Here is a 21,002-nt window from a genome sequence, read left to right as displayed (position 1 = left end):
GACGCAAGGCACAGTGCTTTGCGTCTCTTCTCTTTTTCTATAATTTTACGAACGCTAGGGAATTCGGCATTGACTATAACAGCTCTCTGTGCGCTGCATGGCTGCGCAGGCTGCCTCATCAGGAAATACCGTTGCATTTCTCCGCAGCCAAATCATGTCCGATTTTGATCTGCCCTTGCCCTATGCGTCGTGCATGCATGAATTGATCCATATTGCTGGGCAAGCAGATTTTGGGTGTTTGGCTTCAGCAGCAGCTTTGCCAAAGTGCTTTCCAGACATTACTGACTTTTCTTATCCTTAATACGAAGCCCATACTTTGATATTATCCAGCCTTTTTGAACAATCACTTTCATTTATAGCATCTTCAGTTATCCTCTTCTGGATATATTCTGATAAATTTAGCAGTTCAATCCTCCTTCTTGGCATCTCCAATATAACATCAATCTTTAGAGAAATGAAATAACCAATACAAGAAAACCGCCTACAGAACCGTTAACTAGCCTTGTGGTTAGCGACAGCCTGCCGGGAACTGCTCAAAAAATCACCGCCACAGCTTCTGGCCACGGCGGAAGATAATCAGACGTCGCTTTGGTGATGCTGTCAGGTAGCGATTGCCCTGCCTTTAAATTAAAACTCCCCCGTGGGAGAATCGATCCCCACGGGGGAGTTGATTGTTTGCGCTCCATCCGTTCCATACGCTCGTCTATGGGCTTACATATAAAATCGTTTAAATTGGGCGGCTCACCGATTCCAGCACTATATCGGTGTATTCGATGCTTCCCAAATGACGTGGGTCGTTCGGATTGATGTGTCGTACTTGGGCGGTCAGCAACATTCGGATGTCGATTGGCACGTACGTTCCAGTGTCATCCTGTGCCAGCAAGTGCAGAACTTCCACCCGTCTTTTGGGATCCTCGATAGTAGGAGGAACATACCCTTCCTGCGTTTTTATAACCTCGGCGTTGAGAAACAACAAATCCGATAATCTTTCTCCGTGGTTTAGAAAATTCAAAAGCTTCCGTTCCTGATTATACGGAGGCTCTAGTGTTAGCGTAACCACAAATTGCCCGGTGTCCGGATCGTAAATATCAATAGCTAGATTGGTAATCTTCGAATACATGGGCGCACCCCATTCCCCAGTGTATTCAAGGGTTAAGCAATTCATTCTGCGTTCTGCAAAGAATATCCGAAACGCCCTAAGGGACGTCGCGGGATCTCGTCGTCTACGTGGAAAATTGCCATAAAAACAGAACAAGCCGGACGCCACATGGCATCCGGCTGCTCCGTAAGAGGATATGAACAATAGAAAAAGCTCTTGCAAGATTTATAATAAATGCACTCTGTTAAAATTATAAGCATGATTTTTAAATTCTGTGTAAAATTCCCCGGAGCCTACCATCCGGCAAGCTCCAGCGTAAATCCGCAGTCTTTATTTCTGTGTGGCATCCGGTCTTCCTTGCGGAAAAGTTTTGATATCTTCAACAATGATATCGGTGTACTCAACGCTATTAAAGCTGTATTTATCTCCTGACAGTTTTCCACGCACCTGAGAATCAAAATTCATGTGAATATCGGCAGGTACCCAAAGGTGGGAATTTGTGTCTCTGAGAGCGGCTCGTACAATTGCATTGCGTCTGGTTTTTTCGAATACCGCCGGCGGAACATAGTTGTTGGATGCGGGTAGAAAGGTAACATTTTGAAACAGCATAGACTTCGGTATTCCTTTATAGTTAACGATTTGGAGCAAGCCGATTTCAACATCTGTATTATCGTGGAATATGGACTTCCCATAATACTCATTCGTTTCACCATCATAGATATCTATATGCGGAATTTCGACTTTGTCAAACATGTATTATCCTACTCCTTTCATATCCATTGTATTCTATGCGCAGTCGTTTGGCATCCAGCGCAAACACCAAAAAGCCGCCCCGGTTTATTCCGCGGGCGGCACTTTTGCAAGCGTAATAGCGTTAAGCATATTTTTTACCTCTTTCTTTTAATCAATTTTTAGTCCGGCAGCGGCGCAAATGGCATTAACCGCCGGGTCTCCATTGGGCGGAAACGCTGTGCCACCAGTTCCACCGGCATAGGGAGGCGGAAGTTCCGCCTCCTCGAACAGGTAACCGTCAGATTCCTTGAGCTTATCCAGCGCCGCCTTGATTTCATCAGATTGGTTTTTGCCGTTCCCGGCCATGATCTTGTCCATGGTCTCCTACACAAGGCCGAGTTCTTTCAAAAACTCTGTTTTCATATCGCCTCTATCAACCAGGCGTTTTAGGTGATCTCCGTCACCTGTTGCTCTATCTCTTTAGGCCCGCAGGGTAGGCCGAATGGTACAAAAACAGCGCTCCGCGGGACGCTGCATTTAACAAAAATTAGTACTGCCGCAAAGTCTGGTTCACGCCGCATTGTGCCACTACTATTGTTTTTTGCATAAAATAGTTAAAAAATGTGGTTTGACTTGAAAGGAGTCCTATATGAAACGTTGTACTCCACTGGAACTGCCCGCTGTTCAAGTTGCTAACGAAAGCGCCATACCGCCCTTGATCTTTCAAATCCCCCCGGAGGAAGGGCGCGAGCGCCTGAATCATGCTCAGGATTCTCCCGTATTCAAGTGCCCCGCTTCTGTTTCCACTATACAGGTAGAAACTGGTAAGTACGGACTTGTGACGGTTAATTGTGTTCGACCCGAAAAGATTGTCGGGATTCCAACTGTAATATATTATCTGCACGGTGCGGGGTGGGTGTTTGGGAATTTTCATACGCATGATAAACTGGTGCGAGAATTGGCCTCCCGCACAAACTCCGTACTTTTCTTTCCAGAATATAGTCTGTCTCCCGAGGCGAAATACCCCACTGCCATTGAACAGTGCTACTCTATTCTCCAGCAGATCCCCCACATCGCTGCAAAGCTGAACTGGCAAGTTAACATGAGCACTCTCACTGTTGCTGGGGACAGCGTGGGTGGGAACATGGCAACTGTAATGACAATCCTCTCCAAATACAGGAACGGTTTGAAGATAGATAAACAACTGCTCTATTACCCGGTTACAAACGCTGATTTCAACACCTGTTCTTATCGCGAATTTGCCTGCGACTATTACTTATACCGTGCAGGAATGCAATGGTTTTGGAATCAATATACCACTTTCGCCAGTGATCGCCGCGGAATCACCGCTTCCCCCTTGTGTGCCTCGCTTGAGCAGCTCAGCGGCCTCCCTGCTGCTATGATCCTAAACGGAGAGGCAGATGTACTCAGGGATGAGGGTGAAGCCTACGCGCGAAAACTCAGAGCAGCAGGTGTGGAAGTGACAGCTATGCGCTTTCAAGCGATCATACATGATTTCGTTATGTTGAATGCCCTTGACGGCACAAAAGCCTGCCGCGCAGCAATGAATGCTTCAACCGAATGGATTAATCAGAAAAATAAAGGCGCAGAGTACACATGCTCTGCCGAAGTGTAGTTCATGCAAGCTTTTACATAGGCGCCACCGCCTTCAGGGCATGAAAAAACCACCGTAATGAAAGAAGGTGGTTTAATACTATTTGGCGGCGTCCTCGTCATACTCTCGGTCAGGGTCAAAGCCGAGCTGCCTTAGCACCTCTCGCTGTTCCTCGTTAAATTGATAGGTCACTGTGCGTCTCCTTTCTTGCTGCTGGTTTTCCATGCGGTAATGAGTTGCCCAGTATCAGGGTTAATATTTACCGTAGTGCCGACCCCGATAAATCGCTGGCTTCTAAGGCCGTCTTTATCTACCTTGATATACCCTCTTTCAGGGAGTGGTCAACGCATCTCAAACACCGCCCGGCGATAACCCGCACCGCACGGCCCGCTCTCCAAAATGCTTGGATGGTCTGGGGCGCTGTTGGCGTGGGCGAATATCTCCCAGCCGTCAGCGCCCGAATCGGACACGATAAAAAGGCACAGTAAACCAACCGCGCCGTCCCAGCGGGGCGGCGCTTGCCACAGGAGGAACTATGCACTGTCCGAAATGCAAAAAAGATATACCGGATGATGCAGTGCTCTGCTACTACTGCGGCAAGGTGCTCATCCGCAAGGAGCAGAAACGCATAAAGCGCCGACTTGCAGATATGATCAACCTCACCCTGCAGGATGTTTATGACATTTGGACAGATAAAGGCTACCCAAAGCTCACAGACAAAGGAAAGGAAACATATGATGACCTGAAGCACCTTCGTTGGTATGTCTCGGAATATACCCTTCTCTGAGAAGGCCCCCCAAACTTGAAAGTTTGGAATATACTTTCTTTGAATTCTCCCGCATTTTGATATTGAGGTTCTTTCAAAGAAAGATCGTTTGCTGAAAGCTCCATATATCCACCGTATTTCAAGCTTGGTTTTCTGAAAAAGCCTGTCACGACGGCCACGCACCGGTTAACCGTTTGCTTATCTCTATAGGTCCCATTTGCTTGTTTTCCTAATGCGTAGTCTTGAAAAAATGCTTTCAGCATCTCCTTTTTATGCCGAATATATGCTCCACTCCAAAAGTTTCGTACTGCTTAATCAGGATGTAATTTAACACGGAACAGACATGGTGCAGCTTCTTTCTTCCATCACTGGTTATGGTTATGGTTATGGGTATACACACGCCTTGCGTATAGGCATCGATATAATTGTGCAGCGAAGTAAAACGGACAATCACATAATACTGGTTTTTAATTACAACAAAGCAGCTGGAATATGCCTTGCCATCCTCCAGCGACAATCGGTGTTCATAGACAGCATAGTGATACGATCCCCTTCATTCGTGTGTTCTGCGGTTGCTCGCAGCTTCAAATTTGTAATTGACATAACAATTTCCTCCATATTTTGTATTTAAAAAGATAACTTTTCAACAAAATTATACAGGTTCGTATGTCAACTGAAAAACAGTCAAATGGAGATCCTTCTGTCAGTGTATCGCCTGACAGAAGAAATCCCTTAATGCCGTGGAACTTAAAAATCTACAAAACCGCCACTTTTTCAATTTGTGTTCCAGTGATAGGTCACCGAGTAGGTGATGTTGCTTTTGTTATACATGCAGTCGTGATTGGTGTAATAATACATCTCCAGCTGGGTGTACACACCTGCGCCAAGGCTGCGGGTGAAGGTGATTCCGTTTGAGGTAGTGCCATAGTCCAGCTGATCCCACTGGCCTGTCAGCTTGTTGTATCCGCGCACTCTGCCGAAGTCAGAACCACTGTGACCGCTGACCGGCGGTACGGTGAAGGTATATTCCGTGATGGTGGCACCCTCAATGCCATTTTCCAGAATTACTGAGTCGGGACCGGTGAGCGTCATGCCGCCATTGCCGTTTGAGTCAGCCACAAAGAACACAATCGCCCTCCGAGCTGTAGCAGATGAAACCGTGGGAGGGATAGGGACAGTCGCGGCAGCTTGGGAACGGTCCGCGAGGGCGTTCCTCCGCCTGCGGTCTGCCGACTGTCACAAGGCTCTCCGAATCATAACAGGCCGTTTGCTTGTTTCGCTTGTATCTCACCAGCATGATTTTTCCTTTCCAGAAAACAAAAAAGCCGGAGAATAAAAGTGCATTTCTGCACTCCGATTCTCCGGCCTTAGTGATTGTTCTCTTATTTTATTGTTGGCTATCTATGAAGGACGCCGCTTTCCTTTCAGCTTCTCTGCCGTGTCAGAGAGGGCGTTGATGTTATTAATGGGGGATGCGCAGTTCGCTCTGCTAACTTGCTCTATTGAGCAAAAAACCGTGGGTGTGGGTTCAAATCCATGGATACATCAAATTTACCTCTATGATACCCAGGAAATCGAATTTTTTTTGACGGGTATTTTCGAGGTAAAAAAGCCCTGAAAATCCGAATGTCATGCGGTTTTCACCGCATGACATCCAAATTTGGTTTTACTTATGGTGCCGGTGGCCGGACTCGAACCGGCACGCTGTCGCCAGCGGTGGATTTTGAGTCCACTACGTCTACCAATTCCATCACACCGGCAGGTGTAACGGGAGTATTATAGCACAACCCCACGAAACGTTCAAGAGGATTTTCGCATTTTTTTAAGATTACAAAGCGCACCCGCCGCGCAGAAAAACGCCGGAGGAACGACAGTTCGTTCCCCCGGCGTTTGTTTGCCGTTTACGGTGCGAGCAAATAGGACTTGCCATCCTCCGTCGTCCCCGGCTGGGCCAGCACCGGCACCAGTTCCGTATCCTTGCTGACGGCGGCAAGCCGCGTCCGCAGGGAGTCCAAAGCAATCCCATCCCCGGAGACATAGACCCGGTCCATCAAGGGCGCAATGTCCTCCAGAGACTGGCCGGATACATCGGCAAGCATCGAGGCGGGATCAGCCGCCTCGGGCGGCAGCATAATAGACAGCTTCACATCGTACTCCGCCAAAGCCAATTTCAATTGGGTCAGAAACGCGTTGATTTCCTGACGCAGACTGGCCGGCCGGCCATCCGCCGCAGGGCCATAGTCAATCTTGTTCAGCTTTCCCGCGGTAGGATAGCTCACGTCCGTCAGAAGAACTTCGTCAAATCCCGCCGCCGCGCAGGCGGTGGCCAAATCAACGAGATATTGCCGCGCTCCCTCCTTTGAGGGGTCCAGCCATCGGTCGTTGTTCCCGTCGTAAAAAACATAACCGCCGGTGTTTTTCAGGCTCCTGCCCGCAAGATCTGCGCTGGAGGCAACAGAATCCCGGAAGCAGGCAATTTTGGCGACGGCATAAACGTTCTCGTCCTTCAGCATATCTCCCAGCGCCGCAGCGGAGCCTTCCACGGTCTTCACCGCCGACGGCGGCGCGGCCTGAGAATCAATATAAACCAAGCCGTCCGTATCCTTCACGGTATATACCGCGGCGTTATACGCCCCGCCAGGGGAAACTGCGGCCCAAGCGGCTTTCCAGTCGGTCAGCGGGCCCACCGAAAGCACAGCGGCCTGAATGCTTTTCTGCTCCGGCTCCTCAATGGTAAAGCTTGCATCGCCGGGTTCATCCGCCGATGTGCTGCCGGAGCCCTCAGGCTGATCTTTTGAAAATTGCGGCAGGTCCAGCCTTGGGTGGTCAGAATCGTCGTAGACCACGTACTTTTGCAGCCGAATCACCGCCAAGGCCCCCAAAATCACCAGCACCAGCAAAACCGCCAGCAGGATTTTCCATTTGGGGCCTTTTCCATGGTAGGTGCTGTATCCTCTCGGTCCCCCCATAGTGTTCCTCCTCCGAAGTTTTTGCTCAGTCCCCGATGGCGTCCATCAGAGCCACGCGGCGGGCGTGCCGTCCGCCCTCGAAGTCGGTATTCAAAAAGACCTTTACCATTTCCAGCGCCAGCATTGGCCCTGTAAAGCCCGCACCCATGGCCAGCATATTGGCGTTGTTGTGCTGGCGGCAAAGCCGGGCCTGCATCGTGTCCGCACAGTGGGCGCAGCGAATCCCCTTCACCTTATTGGCGGCGATGGAGATGCCGATGCCGGTGGTGCAGATGACAATGCCCTGCTCGCATTCGCCGGAGGCCACGGCCCGGGCCGCCGCCTCGCCGAACACGGGATAGTCGCAGCTCTCCGTGGAAAAGCACCCAAAATCGTGGCACTCATACCCGTTCTTCTCCAACTGCTGTTTGATTTTTTCCTTCAGCTCAAATCCGCCATGGTCAGCGCCCAGTGCGATTTTCATAAAAACTCCCTCGCATTCATTGGTTTGGCGGCATGACGCGCGGGCCCCGACGCGGCAAATGCCGCGTCCCGCGCCCCGGCCCACCGGAGGGTGCAATGCACCTTTTGTTCATCTTACACGCAATTGGAGAAATTTGCAAGACATCCCTTACAGTGCTTGCCAGACGGGCCGCTGCTTTTCAAAGGTGCAAAAGCGGGTAAAGCCACACTCCCGCAACAGAGCCTGCCCCTCTCGAATCCCTTTGCCCACGTCCGTGGGACGGTGAGCGTCGCTGCCCAGCGTAATCAGCTCGCCCCCAAGGCCGCGATACAGCTTCAGCCATTGTGCGTCGGGAAGAAAGCGACTGCCCCGGGTGGTGTTCACCTCAATGCCCTGACCGCCCTGAATCAACGTCCGCAAAATCTCCTCCAGCTCTGCGCCATAGCCGTCCAGACTGATGTGAAAGCCCCGGTAATCGTTCATATACCGCAGGGGCAGCGTCATGTGGCCCAGCACGGTGAATTTTCCCCACCGGGCCATTTTCAACAGGTTGCCAAGATAATCCTCAACCTCGGCATAGCAGGTTTTCTCGTCCGGCTCCTGTATCCACCCGATATCCTGAAGCCCAAACCGCTCGGAGAGCATATGGACGGAGCCGATGATAAAATCCAGCTCTGGCATACCCGCAAGCAGCCGCTCCGTCCGGGCCTCGTCCACCTGCGCGTCTCCCAGCTCCAGACCCAGCCGCAGCTTCACCGGACCGGACCATCTGGCGGCGGCTTCTTCATATTCCTTCGTCAGTGCGCCCCAGTCAAATTCCTCCAGCGGAATGACCGTACGGGGCTTCACCGGCTCAAAATGGTCGGTAAAGCAAATTTCATCCAGCCCCGCCTCCGCAGCGGCGGCGGCCATTTCCAGCATAGGCGCGGTGCTGTCGGGGGAGACGCGGGAATGGGTGTGGTAATCGGCCAGATACATGGAACGCCTCACTTTTTGTATTTCTTAAAAAACTTCTTGCGGTCCTCGTCATTACTGTCGCCCATGGACTCGGCAAACTTTACAAGGGCCTCCTTCTGGGCTTTGTTCAGGTTTTTGGGAGTTTCGATGTAAACGGTGACATACTGATCGCCCCGGCCCCGGCCGTTCAGTAGGGGAATCCCCTTGCCCCGCAGACGGAAGGTGGTGCCGGTCTGGGTGCCCTCTGGCAGGGTGTATTTCACCTTCCCGTCGATGGTGGGAATCTCCAGTTCTGCCCCCATCACCGCCTGTGCAAAGGTGACAGGTGCTTCGCACAGCACGCTGTTGCCCTCCCGGCGGAACAGCTCATGGGGCTTCACCGTGATGGTGATCAACAGGTCCCCGGCGGGGCCGCCGTTTTTGCCCGCATGGCCCTGACCACGGATGGACATGGTCTGGCCGTCGTCAATTCCGGCGGGAACCTTCACCTCAATCGTGTGGCGGCTGCGAATCATGCCGGTTCCGTAGCACTCCTTGCAGGGCTGATGGATAATGCGGCCCTTTCCGCCGCAGCGGGGGCAGGGGCCGGTGGACGCAAACACGCCCAAAGGCGTCTGCTTGCGGGTCTGCACCGTGCCGCTGCCATGGCAGTCGGGGCAGATTTCCGGGGTGGTCCCCGGCTCGCAGCCGTTGCCCTTGCAGGTGCCGCAGGTTTCGTACCGCTCCACCGTCACCGACTTGTCGCAGCCAAAGGCCGCTTCCTCAAAGGACACGGACACAGCCTGACGGATACTCTCGCCCCGCTGGGGCGCGTTGGGGTTGGCCCGGCGCTGTTGTCCGCCAAAGCCACCGCCAAAAAAGCTGCCGAAAATATCCCCCAGATCGTTGAAGTCAAAGCCGCCCGCACCACCGTAGCCCCCGCCGAAATTGGGGTCCACGCCGGCGTGACCGAATTGGTCGTAGCGGCTCTTTTTATCTGCGTCGGACAAAACCTCATAGGCCTCGTTGACTTCTTTAAACCGGGTTTCCGCCGCCCCGTTTCCGGGGTTCAAATCGGGATGATTCTCCTTGGCAAGCTTCCGGTATGCCTTTTTAATCGCGTCCTCAGACGCGTCCCGGGCAACGCCCAGAACTTCGTAATAATCACGTTTTTGATCTGCCATACAGTGCTTAAGTCCACGAATCCTCTCCGCCACTGCGGCGGACAAGCTCCGCTTCCTTATTCCTCCTCTCCGTCCCGCGCCCTCGGCGCAGCGCCTTGGGTCGGGCTATACGGGGTATGCGGAGCCGCCGCTATGGCCGCTCCGCATTCCATTGACTTGTTACTGATTGCCGTCCTTTTTGTCCTCTTCATCCACGACCTTATAGTCCGCGTCGTAGTACTGGCCCTGCTGTCCGCCTGCGTCGGGACCCGCGCCGGGCTGCTCGCCCTGCTGGGGACCTGCCTGCTGATAGAGCTTTTCGCTCACGGCATAAAATGCCTGCGTCAGTTCCTCGGTAGCGGCCTTGATGGCGGCGCTGTCGGTCCCCTTGAGGACCTCCTTCAGCTTGTCGATGCCGGACTGCACCTTGGCCTTGTCGTCGGCGGGAATTTTATCGCCCATTTCATTCAGGGTCTTCTCAGACTGGTAAACCATCTGGTCGGCCTGATTGCGGGTTTCCACTTCCTCTTTCAGCTTCGCGTCCTGAGAGGCAAACTGCTCCGCCTCGTGCACGGCCCGCTCAATATCGTCCTTGCTCATGTTGGTGGAGGAGGTGATGGTGATATGCTGCTCCTTGCCGGTGCCCAAATCCTTGGCGGAGACGTTGACGATGCCGTTGGCATCGATGTCAAACGTGACCTCAACCTGAGGCACGCCGCGGCGGGCAGGGGCGATGCCGTCCAAATGGAAGCGGCCGAGAGACTTGTTGGCGGCTGCCATCTCGCGCTCACCCTGCAACACGTTGACCTCCACAGAAGTCTGGTTGTCAGCGGCGGTGGAGAACACCTGGCTCTTTTTCACGGGGATGGTGGTGTTGCGGTCGATCAGCTTGGTGAACACGCCGCCCATGGTCTCGATGCCCAGGGACAGGGGTGTCACGTCCAGCAGCAACAGACCCTTCACGTCGCCGGTAAGAACGCCCGCCTGAAGCGCCGCGCCCATGGCCACGCACTCGTCGGGGTTGATGCCCTTGAAGGGATCACTTCCGGTAAAGCTCTTTACAGCGTCCTGCACGGCGGGAATCCGGCTGGAGCCGCCCACCAGCAAAACCTTGTTCAGCTCCGAAGGCTTCAGGCCCGCGTCAGACATGGCCTGCCGCACGGGACCCATGGTGGCGTCCACCAGATGGCTGGTCAGCTCGTTGAACTTGGCCCGGGTGAGCGTCAAGTCCAGATGCTTGGGGCCGTTTGCGTCGGCGGTGATATAGGGGAGATTGATGTTGGAGCTGGTGACGCCGGAAAGCTCCACCTTGGCCTTTTCGGCGGCTTCCTTTAGCCTCTGCATGGCCACCTTGTCGCCGGAGAGGTCCACGCCGTCGCTCCGCTTAAACTCGCCTACCAGATACTTCATGACGCACTCGTCAAAGTCGTCGCCGCCCAGCCGGTTGTTGCCGGCGGTGGCCAGCACTTCGATCACGCCGTCGTCAATTTCCAGAATGGACACGTCGAAGGTGCCGCCGCCCAGATCGTACACCATGATTTTCTGGGCGTGCTCCTTGTCCGCACCGTAGGCCAGCGCGGCGGCGGTGGGCTCGTTGATAATACGTTTGACCTCAAGGCCCGCGATTTTGCCCGCGTCCTTGGTGGCCTGACGCTGGGCGTCGGTGAAGTAGGCGGGAACGGTAATGACCGCCTCGGTGACGGAGCTGCCGAGATACGCCTCGGCGTCGGCCTTCAGCTTTTGCAGAATCATGGCGCTGATTTCCTGAGGAGTGTAGGCCTTTCCGTCAATGGTGACCTTGTGGTCGGTGCCCATCTCCCGCTTGATGGAAGAGATGGTGCGGTCCGGGTTGGTGATGGCCTGACGCTTTGCCACCTGACCCACCATACGCTCACCGGTCTTGGAAAACGCCACCACGGATGGGGTAGTGCGGTTACCCTCGGCGTTGGCGATGACGATGGCCTCGCCGCCCTCCATCACCGCCACGCAGGAGTTGGTGGTACCCAAATCAATTCCGATTACTTTAGACATAATGAATTCCTCCTATATCGAAACATAAAAAATTACAAATCCGGCAAATTTAATTGGCCACGCGGACGGTGGCAAAGCGCAGAACCTTATCGCCCATCATAAAGCCCGCCTGAAACACGTCCGCCACAACGCTTTCGCCCAATGTCTCGTCGTCGATATGCATGACGGCATTGTGCCGGTTGGGGTCAAAGGGCTGGCCCAGCGCTTCCATCTCGGTGACGCCCAGCTTTAAGAGCACCTCTTTGTACTGGATGAAAATCATTTCCAGACCCTTTTTGTGAGGGGACTCGTCGTCGCCTCCGGCCTGCATGGCCCGCTCCAGATTGTCGTACACGGCCAAAAAGGCAGTGACGGTGTCGGCCTTGGCGTCCTGATAGATGGACTCCTTCTCCTTGGCGGTGCGCTTGCGGTAGTTGTCATATTCGGCGCTCAGGCGGGTAAACTGGTCTGTAACGGAGGCAAGCTGCCTTGCCGCCAGCTCCGCAGCCTCCATTTGCTCCCGGGTGAGCGTATAGGTCTTTTCCTTTTTCTTAGGCTCCTTCCGGGGCTTTTCGTTCTTTCCGGGAGCGTCCTGCGAAGTCTCCTCCGTCTCGGGGGGAAGGGTCTGCTCCGCCTCCTGCTCCGGGGTCTGATCAATGGGCTCTTTCTTTTCCTCGCTCACGTCTTTGTGTCCTCCTTCTTGGAAAGTAAATCCTTCTTTCCAAACATTCGTGCCATACCTTCGGCAAAATAGCTCAGCCGCGCGGTCACGGCGGCGTAATCCATACGTGTGGGGCCCACCACGCCGATGAGGCCCCGCAAATCGTCTCCGATGTCGTAGCTTGCAACCACCACGCTGGTGTCCATCAGCGCGCGGCTGACGTTTTCCGGCCCGATGAGAATTTTCATGGGGGCATTTTCGTCGGGGGAGGGGAGATCTGCGTCTTCGTCGCTGAGATAGCTCATAAGCTGGTGTGCTTTATCCGCATCCCGGAATTCCGGAAGCTTTAAAAGCCGACTGGCCCCCACGGTCTGCACCTCCCGGCGACCCGCCTCGTCCAGCACGTCTGTGGCATAGGCCACGGTCTGGCTCAAGGGTAAAAACACCTTGGGGGAAAGCTGATCCGTCATGTGCAGCAGCCGCTCGTTCATCTCGTCGGCGGAACTGCTGGTAAAATGGGTGTTCAGCAAATGGGCAAGCGCCGGTATCTGATCCGCGTCCAGCTTTAGCTGAAGCCGGAGCAACTGGCTTTTCACCCGGTTGTTTCCCATCATCATCACAACGATCAAACTCTCGTCGTCCACAGGAATCAAATCAAAATGCTTGGCAAAAAATTTTTTCCTTCCGGCAGTGGCTGTGTATACGGGATAGCCCGCCAGCGCGCTGACCGCCTTCCCGGCCTGAGAAACAGCCCGGTCCAGCTCTTCCATTTTTAGGTGAAGCGCCGCGTTCAGCTTCTCCGTCTCCGCCACGCTGAGCTTTTGCCGCTCCATCAGCTCGTTGACATACAGTCGATAGCCCTTGGGCGCGGGCACCCGTCCGGCGGAGGTGTGGGGCTGCTCCAAATAGCCCAGCTCCACCAAATCCGCCAACTCGTTGCGGATGGTGGCGGAGCTGACGGAGCCTCCCATCTGGGTGGCAATGGCCTTTGAGCCCACCGGCTCGGCAGTGGAAATATAATCCTCCACGACCGCCTTCAGTATTTGCTTTTTTCGGTCTGTCAAATCCATAATCCGCTCCTTACCAGAACGGTAAAACAAAGATTAGCACTCATTAGTTCCGAGTGCTAAAGCGAGTTTACCACCACGCAAAACGAATGTCAATGGATGGATATAAACAAATTGTAAATTCAGGCAAAACCCTTCGTTTTGCGGACGCCGCGGTCATTCGCGGGGCTGCATGGACGCAGGGGGCGCGCCTGCGAGAAACACAGTTCTTTTTAAGTAAGTGCTTTAAAAAACGCAAAAGCGTCCCGTGTCCGCTTTCACAGACCGGGACGCCTATTTTAACTAATTTTCGGAAGTCTGGGCAGCCTCCCAGCCTTGCAGCAGCGCCCGCGCCGCTTCTCCGCTGGGTGGCAAATCGGTCAGATGCAGCAAATATCCGGCGGCATCCCGCCACTGCGATGCGGAATACGCCTCCTGCGAAAACTCCAGCGCCGCCCTTACCGCGCGGCGCTGAAAACTCTTTTCCCGCAAATCTGAAAGATAATTGCAGCCTGTGCGCCTTGCCAGCACCTCTAAAAGCTCCTCTTCTTCCGGCATAACCTCACCCCTCGCCAAAAGTGTATTTATTTATTCTAATAATACTATATTACTCGCTAAAAGTAAATAATATTATTCTATTGGTCTGTAACGCAGTACTCTTTGTTTTGATAACATTAAGGATAAATAGGAAAGTATCCTAATTTGCGGAGGAGGGAGGGATACCGCTTGCGGGAAAAATATCGGGAAAACTACCGGCTTCTGGGGCTGAGAATTGCTTATTACCGGAAGGTACGGGGCTATACGCAGGAGCAACTGGCGGAAATGATCGGCAAAAGCTGGTCGTTTCTCAGCCAAATTGAGGCCAACAACGGCGCGAGGCTGAAGGGACTTTCCCTGGAGACGCTTTTTTCCATTGCCGAAGTGCTGCAAGTTCCGGCGGGGCGCTTGTTTGACCAGGACTGAGGACGGAATAACGAAGGCAATGCGGCACAATTTACCGCCTTGGTCTTCACATGCAAGCATCAAACAAGATCAAGGCAGGCAAAAAGGCAGGCCCAAATCTTTTGATTTGGGCCTGCCTTTTCTTGTGACAGAGTCTTTGGGATACTCTTACGCGTTGGGAGCGGGAGCGGCAGTCTGCGCGGCGGCGGCAGCCTCAGCGGCGGCCTTGGCCTTGTCAGCCTGTGCCTTTTTAACGGCCTTGTACTTTTCCTTCTCCTCGGGCGTTGCGATGGGCAAAATGCAGTCGCGGGGGCAAACCTTGGTGCACATCTTGCAGTTAATGCACTTGGCGTAGTCAATCGCGGCCACGTTGTTGGTCACATGGATGGCGTCCTTTTTGCACTCCTTCTCGCAAAGGCCGCAGCCAATGCAGGAGTTGGCGCACACGCTCATGGCCACCTTGCCCTTGTCCTGATTGATGCAGGCCACATGGACCTTCTTGGACACAGGGACGGAGATAATCAGCTTACGGGGGCAGGCGGTGGCGCAGGCCATGCAGTCGGTGCACTTCACAGGGTCCACCACGGCGCAGCCGTTGGGCGCGATGTGCATAGCGTCGAACTGGCAGGCAGTCACGCAGGAGCCAAAGCCCAGACAGCCGAAGCCGCACTCCAGCGGACCGGCAGCTACCTTCATGGCGGAGACGCAGTCCAGCACGCCACGGTATTCAAAGCGCTTCTTCGCGGCGGTTCCGCCGTTGCAGCGGACAAAGGCCACCTCTTTTTCGGCGCTGCTGGATTCCACGCCCATAATGGCGGCAATTTTTTCCGCGCTGGCCGCGCCGCCCACGGGGCAGGCATTGACGGGCGCGCTGCCGTCCAGAATGTGGCCCGCACAGTCGGAGCAGCCCGCATAGCCGCAGCCGCCGCAGTTTGCGCCGGGAAGGGCGTCCACAATTTCAGGAAGCCTGGGGTCGGTTTTCACGGCGAAGACAATGGACGCCACTGCCAGAATGACAGCAAAAATAGCACCCAGAATGCTCAACACCAGAATGGCATAGACAATATTCATGATTTCTCCTCCTTAACCGAAGACGTTCGCACCGGAGAAGCCCATGAACGCCAGCGCCATCAGGCCGGCGGTAACCAGCGCGATGGGAAAGCCCTCAAAAGCTTTTGGGGGATCAGCGAACACAAGACGCTCCCGGATGCTGGCAAACAGCACGATGGCCAGCAGGAAGCCCAGACCGCCGGTAATGCCATACACCACGGACTCAATAAAATTGTAGCCGTTCTGCACGTTCAGCAGGGCAACGCCCAGCACGGCGCAGTTGGTGGTAATCAGCGGCAGGTAAATGCCCAGCGCGGTATACAGGGCGGGGAGGGACTTCTGGAGAAACATCTCCACAAACTGCACCAGCGCGGCGATGATCAGAATGAACGCCACGGTCTGCATATACGCAAGGTTCAGAGGAACCAGCAGATATTCATTGGCGAGCCAGGTGAACGCGGAGGCCAGGCCCATAACAAACGTGACGGCCACGCCCATGCCGATTGCGGTGTCAATCTTTTTGGAAACGCCCATAAAGGGGCAGATCCCGAGGAATTGGGCAAAAATGAAGTTATTGACCAGAATGGCGCCCAGCGCAATGGAAAAGATTTCTTTCATGGCTTACTTTTCCTCCTTTGCAGCCTTTTTGGGCCGGTTCAGCGCCCACTGCATGGCGGCAATCAATGCGCCCAGCACGAGGAAGCCGCCCACCGGCAGCGTCAGCACGCCAATGGTCTGATAGCCCGCGGGCATGATTTGAATGCCCGCCAGAGTGCCCGCACCCAAGAGCTCGCGGATGATGCACATGGCCAGCAGCACCAGCGTGTAGCCAAGGCCCTGAAACACACCGTCCAGCGCGGAGGCGGCAATGCTCTCTTTGGAGGCAAAGGATTCCGCGCGGCCCAGAATGATGCAGTTCACCACGATCAGAGGGATAAACACACCCAAAGACGCGGCAATGGCGGGCAGAAATGCCTGCAGCAGCAGATCCACGCAGGTAACGAAACCTGCGATGACCACCACGTACATGGCAATACGGATTTTATTGGGAACGATTTTCCGGATAGCGGAAATAACGACATTGGAGGCGGTCAGAATCAGCAGCACGGATACGCCCATGCCAAGGCCGTTTGCAATCGAGGTCGTGATGGCCATGGTAGAGCACATACCCAGAAGCTGCACCAGCACGGGGTTGTTGGTAATGACGCCCTCTTTTAACTGTTTACCGATGTTCATTGTTCAACTCCCCCTTTCTCAGCCCATCGCGGCGGTCACGGCAAGTGCGCCGTTCACGCCGCCGGTGACGCCCTTGGTGGACACGGTGGCGCCGGTAATGGCGTCCACATTGCTGCCAACTGTCAGATCGCCGTCCGTATGGCTCATGCCAACAAACTGCTCCAAAACGCCCACGCCGCTGCTGGGCAGCGGATCGTTGTTCATCACCTTCGTGCCGATGCCAGAGGTTTCGGCATGAGAGACGATGGATACGCCGGTGACGCTGTCCTCCGCGTCCACGCCCACCATCATCACGATGGTACCCTGAGAGCCGCTGGCGGCCATCTTCACGGCGTAGCCCGCGTCGGCCCCATCAGACCCGATGACCTGATAAATCTCGGTCACCTTGGCCTTATAGGTTGCAGCGGCGGCGGTCATTTCGTCTGTAATCTCCAGCGCTTCGGAAAAAGTGCTGTTGGGATCGGCCACCACGGCGGACATAGCCGCCACGGTCTTAGCCTTGTTGGCGGCGGTAATATTGGGCTCGGTCACCTGATTGACAAGGCCCAGCAGTCCCGCCACGATGATGCAGGTGATAGTCAGGGTGAACGTCAGGACCAAAATGTACTTAGGGTCCATCTTCATTTTTTCCTTGCTTTTCACTTGTTCGCTCATTTCGAAGCCGCCTCCTTCTTATCGGATTTGACGACGCCGAAGCGCTGAGGCTTCACATACTTGTCGATGAGGGCGGTCAGCAGGTTCATCACCAGTATGGAGTAGCACACGCCCTCGTTATAGGAGCCGAAGTAGCGGATAAACACGGTAATCAGGCCGCAGCCGATGCCATAGATCAACTGGCCCGTGGGGGTGACGGGAGAGGTCGCGTAATCGGTCGCCATGAAAAACGCGCCCAGCAGCAGTCCGCCGCCCAGCAGGTTGAACAGCATCCACGTAATCGCATCGTTCCCACGGGGGAAAATCAGCGTCAGAACAACCACGGTGGCGATGTAGCTCACCGGGGTCTGCCAAGAGATGACCTTGCGGGCCAGCAGGTAAATGCCGCCGGCAATGAGCATCAGGGCGGAAATTTCGCCGATGGACCCGCCGATGCGGCCCAAGAACATATCCGTCATGGTGACGCCGCTGTCCAGCAGTCCCTGCAAATTATTGGTATGGAGATAGGCCATGGGGGTGGCTGCCGTCACCGTGTCGGCGTTAGAGCCGAACAGGTGAGAGGTGGCCTGAAACTTCGCCCAGGTAGTCATGTTCCCGGCAAAGGAGGCCACCATCATGGCACGGCCCACCAGAGCCGGGTTTACAAAGTTCTTGCCGATGCCGCCGAAGAGCTGCTTGGCAACCACGACGGAGAAAAAGCTGCCCACGAACAGTGCAAAATAGGTCACGCCAACGGGGCAGACGAATGCCAGCAGCATACCCGTAACCACTGCGGAGAGATCGCCAACGGCCTGGGGCTTCTTCAGAAGCTTGCGGTACGCCCATTCCCACCCCATGCAGAAAATCACGCTGGCGCAGGTCACCGTCAGTGCCCGAAGACCAAACGCCCACACAGCGTAGGCAAGAGCGGGCAGCATCGCAATAATCACGTCCAGCATAATGGAGCGGGTGTTTTCCGCGGCGCGGATATGGGGAGAAGACGTGGCGATCAGCTTCAGATTTTTATAGTCGGTCATCTCTCACGCCTCCTTCTTCTCTGTCTTGTCCGCCAACGCGGCGGCTTTTTCGGCGGCTGCCTTGTCGGCGGCCGCTTTATCCTTCACCAGCTGCTTGCCGGTTTTAAACATATGAGTCAGATGAATCCGGGCAGGGCAGATGTAAGAGCACGCGCCGCATTCCATGCAGTCCATTATGTTGGCGGCGTTCAGCTCCTCAGTCATTCCCTTGGACGCATACTGATACATGAACAGGGGTTCCAGCTTCACCGGGCAGACGGAAACGCACTTGCCGCAGCGGATGCACTGGGGATGCTCTACGGTCTGCTCTTCGTTTTCGCAGAACGCCAAAACCGCGCCGGTACCCTTAGCCACCGGGATGTCCGCGGTGTACTGGGCCATGCCCATCATGGGGCCGCCAGCGATCAGCTTATATGTACCGTCCTTCAGTCCGCCGCAGGCGTCCAGCAGGTTTGCCACGGGGGTCCCGATGGGGCACTCCAGATTCTTCGGGTCAATCACACCGGAGCCGGAGACAGTAACCACCTTGCTCACCACGGGCAACCCCTGAGTTATGGCCCGGTAGATGGCGCAGGTGGTGTTGATGTTGAACACGGCGCAGCCGATGGCGGAGGGCAGTCCTCCCGGAGGAACCTGCTTGCCGGTAACGGCCTGGCAGAGCTGCTTTTCACCGCCCTGGGGGTAACGACAGCGCAGGGACTCCACCACCACCGGGGCATGCTTCTGGGCAATGACCCTGTTCATGGCGTCAATTCCGTCGCGCTTGTTGTCCTCCACACCGATGACAACCTTGTCCACGCCAAACATTTTGGCCAGATAAATCGCGCCTCCGATAATTTCCTCGGGGCGCTCCAGCATGGCGCGATGGTCGCCTGTGATGTAGGGCTCGCACTCCGCGCCGTTGATGATCACGGTGTCGACCTTGCCGATTCCGCCGGAGATCTTCACATGGGTAGGGAAGGTTGCGCCACCCATGCCGACAATGCCGGCGTCCTTGACGAGCTCCACCATCTCTTCGACGGTGAGTGCGCTGGGGTCCGCGGGAACCTTGATTTCTTCGCTCAGCTCATTCTTCATGTCGTTTTCGATCACGATGGCCGTCATGTTGCCCCCCATGGAATAGGGTCGGGGCTCCACGGCCTTTACCGTGCCGGAAACGCTGGCGTGAATCGGTGCGCCCAAGCCGCGGAACTCGCCGATTTTCTGTCCGACTTTCACATGGTCGCCCGCCTTGACAAGGGGGGTACACGGAGCGCCGAAGTGCATGGACATGGGGATGACCACCTCAGCCGGGGGTGCCAGTTGTTCGATGGCCTTTTCATTGGTGGCGGCCTTCATATCATGGGGATGAACACCGCCGAAAAACGCTTGTGCCATTGTTTTCACCTCATTTTTCTCCTGGTTAGAGCGTTAAAGGTTGCTCTGCCACATACTGCGTATTATTCTACACCTAAACTGAATAATTGTCCAGACTGTTAGTACTGGTTTTCTCAGAAATTTGTGCTTTTTTTAACGAAATTTGTATATCTTTTTATGGCGGACCAACCGGGTCTTGCCAAGCTTTCCCATGCATGATACACTTATGAAAAAGCACGCAGCGGTGACATCTGCACCGTTGTTATGAGAAATGGTTTGCTTCCGGTATCCGGCGGCACGAAAGGAGTTTTTATGGCGGAACAGATTGACCGGCCTGCATTAAAAACGGAGATGAAGGAGATGCTTCGCTCCGCACAGGTAAGTCCCAAGGGATTTGTGGGGCTGTATCTTCTGCTGATTCTGGCCCTGAACATGGTGAACAGTCTGGCCAGCAGCGGCAGCCCCGTGACTTACGGCAATCCGCTGGGAAGCTTTGTCAGCATCCTGACCTCGCTTCTGGGCGTTGTCCTGCAAATTGGCTTTATTCTCTACTGCATGGATATCCGGCGGGGCGTCCGGGCCGGATATCTCACGCTGTTTGATGGGTTTTCCTTCGCGGGGCGGGTGATCGGACTTGCTATTTTACAGCATGTTTTCATCTTTCTCTGGTCGCTTTTGTTCGTTGTCCCGGGCATCGTCGCCTCCTATCGCTATCGGTTCGCCTATTTGAACCTCTGCGAAAATCCGGAGCTGGGCTGCATGGACGCGCTGGAGCTGAGCAAGAAGCAGACCGTGGGCTATAAGGGCCAGCTTTTCATGCTGGACCTAAGCTATCTGGGCTGGGGACTTCTGGCCTCTTTCCCCATTGTCATCTGGGTATCTCAGGCCTCTTTCCGGTCCGCCTCCTCCATAATAACAGGAGCGGCCTACATTGCACCGCCTCTGGCAAGCGTCTTGGTGATGAATTTTCTGCTTTCGCTGTGGGCCGTGGCGGTAGAGCTTTTTTACCTGCCCGCTTATCAGTGCACAGAGCTGGCATACTACGAAATTGCCAAGCGCACCAGCAGCGTTTCTCCCATTTCCGATGCGGATCAGCAGGAGTCAGACGGCGATGATGCCGGGCTGTTTTAAGTTTTAACGGCGAGGCGCCAAAAATTTTACAGCATACATAAAGGCCGGAGCGTGAATACACGCTCCGGCCTTTTCTTATTATAAAAATCACCCGCTTATTCCGACAAGCAGCAAAAGCAAGCGTGGACTCGGGAAAATGCGCCCTCAGTCCTTGTCGGTCCCTTCCAGACGGCGGAGG

At 54.7% G+C, this 21,002-nt stretch carries 21 protein-coding genes, 1 tRNA gene and 1 pseudogene; 4 read left to right on the top strand and 19 right to left on the bottom strand.

All coding sequences use genetic code 11. From position 1 onward, the window contains the following. Positions 1-727 precede the first annotated feature (727 nt). The 3 genes from RTK01_RS06160 to RTK01_RS06150 all read right to left on the bottom strand — a co-directional run bounded on the left by RTK01_RS06160 (position 728) and on the right by RTK01_RS06150 (position 2,209). A complete protein-coding gene (locus RTK01_RS06160; protein WP_312280129.1) occupies positions 728-1,120 on the bottom strand; it encodes a hypothetical protein in 393 nt (130 codons plus the stop codon). Between the two features lie 309 nt (positions 1,121-1,429). Next, positions 1,430-1,852 carry a hypothetical protein gene (locus RTK01_RS06155; RefSeq protein WP_312280128.1) on the bottom strand — a complete coding sequence of 141 codons (423 nt, stop codon included), beginning with the start codon at positions 1,850-1,852 and terminating at the stop codon, positions 1,430-1,432. A 147-nt stretch (positions 1,853-1,999) separates the two neighbouring features. Beyond that, the gene (locus RTK01_RS06150; RefSeq protein ID WP_312280127.1) at positions 2,000-2,209 is read right to left on the bottom strand and encodes a hypothetical protein; all 210 of its coding nucleotides are present in this window, start codon (positions 2,207-2,209) and stop codon (positions 2,000-2,002) included. Between the two features lie 271 nt (positions 2,210-2,480). On the opposite strand from RTK01_RS06150, the gene RTK01_RS06145 reads away from it, so the two are divergent. Both RTK01_RS06145 and RTK01_RS06140 read left to right on the top strand, forming a co-directional pair. Continuing rightward, positions 2,481-3,467, top strand: a complete 987-nt coding sequence (locus RTK01_RS06145; protein ID WP_312280126.1) for an alpha/beta hydrolase — start codon at positions 2,481-2,483, stop codon at positions 3,465-3,467. Between the two features lie 514 nt (positions 3,468-3,981). Continuing rightward, entirely contained in the window at positions 3,982-4,233 is a 252-nt protein-coding gene (locus tag RTK01_RS06140) for a zinc ribbon domain-containing protein (protein WP_312280125.1), read from the top strand. 753 nt (positions 4,234-4,986) lie between these two features. Here the strand turns inward: RTK01_RS06140 and RTK01_RS06135 are convergent. The 10 genes and pseudogenes from RTK01_RS06135 to RTK01_RS06090 all read right to left on the bottom strand — a co-directional run. Further along, positions 4,987-5,346 (bottom strand): annotated as a pseudogene (locus RTK01_RS06135) (hypothetical protein); the annotation flags it as partial. A 539-nt stretch (positions 5,347-5,885) separates the two neighbouring features. After that, positions 5,886-5,972, bottom strand: a tRNA-Leu gene (locus tag RTK01_RS06130). A gap of 141 nt (positions 5,973-6,113) precedes the next feature. Next, complete coding sequence (locus RTK01_RS06125) at positions 6,114-7,181, bottom strand: putative glycoside hydrolase (RefSeq protein WP_312280124.1); 1,068 nt, start codon at positions 7,179-7,181, stop codon at positions 6,114-6,116. Positions 7,182-7,206: 25 nt separating this feature from the next. Beyond that, positions 7,207-7,644, bottom strand: coding sequence for a ribose 5-phosphate isomerase B (rpiB, locus tag RTK01_RS06120; protein ID WP_312280123.1), 438 nt, complete (start codon positions 7,642-7,644; stop codon positions 7,207-7,209). Positions 7,645-7,791: 147 nt separating this feature from the next. Beyond that, positions 7,792-8,601, bottom strand: coding sequence for a histidinol-phosphatase HisJ family protein (locus tag RTK01_RS06115; RefSeq protein ID WP_312280122.1), 810 nt, complete (start codon positions 8,599-8,601; stop codon positions 7,792-7,794). 8 nt (positions 8,602-8,609) lie between these two features. After that, positions 8,610-9,743, bottom strand: coding sequence for a molecular chaperone DnaJ (gene dnaJ, locus RTK01_RS06110; RefSeq protein WP_312280121.1), 1,134 nt, complete (start codon positions 9,741-9,743; stop codon positions 8,610-8,612). Between the two features lie 159 nt (positions 9,744-9,902). Then, positions 9,903-11,753 (bottom strand): molecular chaperone DnaK, encoded by a 1,851-nt coding sequence (gene dnaK, locus RTK01_RS06105; protein ID WP_312280120.1) that lies wholly within the window; start codon positions 11,751-11,753, stop codon positions 9,903-9,905. Positions 11,754-11,802: 49 nt separating this feature from the next. Next, positions 11,803-12,414 (bottom strand): nucleotide exchange factor GrpE, encoded by a 612-nt coding sequence (locus RTK01_RS06100; RefSeq protein ID WP_312280119.1) that lies wholly within the window; start codon positions 12,412-12,414, stop codon positions 11,803-11,805. Then, positions 12,411-13,463: a heat-inducible transcriptional repressor HrcA gene (gene hrcA / locus RTK01_RS06095; protein WP_312280118.1), complete on the bottom strand. Its 1,053-nt coding sequence runs from the start codon at positions 13,461-13,463 to the stop codon at positions 12,411-12,413. The genes RTK01_RS06100 and hrcA overlap by 4 nt, the downstream gene beginning before the upstream one ends. A gap of 279 nt (positions 13,464-13,742) precedes the next feature. Next, positions 13,743-13,997, bottom strand: a complete 255-nt coding sequence (locus tag RTK01_RS06090) for a hypothetical protein (protein ID WP_293008355.1) — start codon at positions 13,995-13,997, stop codon at positions 13,743-13,745. A 168-nt stretch (positions 13,998-14,165) separates the two neighbouring features. Between RTK01_RS06090 and RTK01_RS06085 the strand changes: the two genes are divergently transcribed. Then, the gene (locus RTK01_RS06085) at positions 14,166-14,402 is read left to right on the top strand and encodes a helix-turn-helix transcriptional regulator (RefSeq protein WP_312280117.1); all 237 of its coding nucleotides are present in this window, start codon (positions 14,166-14,168) and stop codon (positions 14,400-14,402) included. A 147-nt stretch (positions 14,403-14,549) separates the two neighbouring features. Here RTK01_RS06085 and RTK01_RS06080 read toward each other — a convergent pair whose 3' ends face one another. From RTK01_RS06080 to rsxC, 6 genes are read right to left on the bottom strand one after another with little or no spacing between them, the layout of a single operon-like run. Beyond that, complete coding sequence (locus RTK01_RS06080; protein ID WP_312280116.1) at positions 14,550-15,452, bottom strand: RnfABCDGE type electron transport complex subunit B; 903 nt, start codon at positions 15,450-15,452, stop codon at positions 14,550-14,552. A 12-nt stretch (positions 15,453-15,464) separates the two neighbouring features. Beyond that, a complete protein-coding gene (gene rsxA, locus RTK01_RS06075; protein WP_312280115.1) occupies positions 15,465-16,049 on the bottom strand; it encodes an electron transport complex subunit RsxA in 585 nt (194 codons plus the stop codon). Positions 16,050-16,052: 3 nt separating this feature from the next. Then, positions 16,053-16,667 (bottom strand): electron transport complex subunit RsxE, encoded by a 615-nt coding sequence (gene rsxE, locus RTK01_RS06070; protein WP_312280114.1) that lies wholly within the window; start codon positions 16,665-16,667, stop codon positions 16,053-16,055. A gap of 18 nt (positions 16,668-16,685) precedes the next feature. Continuing rightward, a complete protein-coding gene (locus RTK01_RS06065) occupies positions 16,686-17,321 on the bottom strand; it encodes an FMN-binding protein (protein WP_312280113.1) in 636 nt (211 codons plus the stop codon). Further along, positions 17,318-18,337 (bottom strand): RnfABCDGE type electron transport complex subunit D, encoded by a 1,020-nt coding sequence (locus RTK01_RS06060; protein ID WP_312280112.1) that lies wholly within the window; start codon positions 18,335-18,337, stop codon positions 17,318-17,320. The genes RTK01_RS06065 and RTK01_RS06060 overlap by 4 nt, the downstream gene beginning before the upstream one ends. Positions 18,338-18,340: 3 nt before the next feature. After that, positions 18,341-19,714 (bottom strand): electron transport complex subunit RsxC, encoded by a 1,374-nt coding sequence (gene rsxC / locus RTK01_RS06055; RefSeq protein WP_312280136.1) that lies wholly within the window; start codon positions 19,712-19,714, stop codon positions 18,341-18,343. A 291-nt stretch (positions 19,715-20,005) separates the two neighbouring features. Between rsxC and RTK01_RS06050 the strand changes: the two genes are divergently transcribed. Next, entirely contained in the window at positions 20,006-20,824 is an 819-nt protein-coding gene (locus RTK01_RS06050) for a DUF975 family protein (protein WP_312280111.1), read from the top strand. The last annotated feature ends 178 nt before the right edge of the window (positions 20,825-21,002 follow it).

Origin of the sequence: Oscillibacter sp. (assembly GCF_031978065.1) — a bacterium.
In the GTDB taxonomy this organism is placed as follows: domain Bacteria; phylum Bacillota; class Clostridia; order Oscillospirales; family Oscillospiraceae; genus Oscillibacter.
This window is presented reverse-complemented; position numbering and strand designations above follow the sequence as displayed.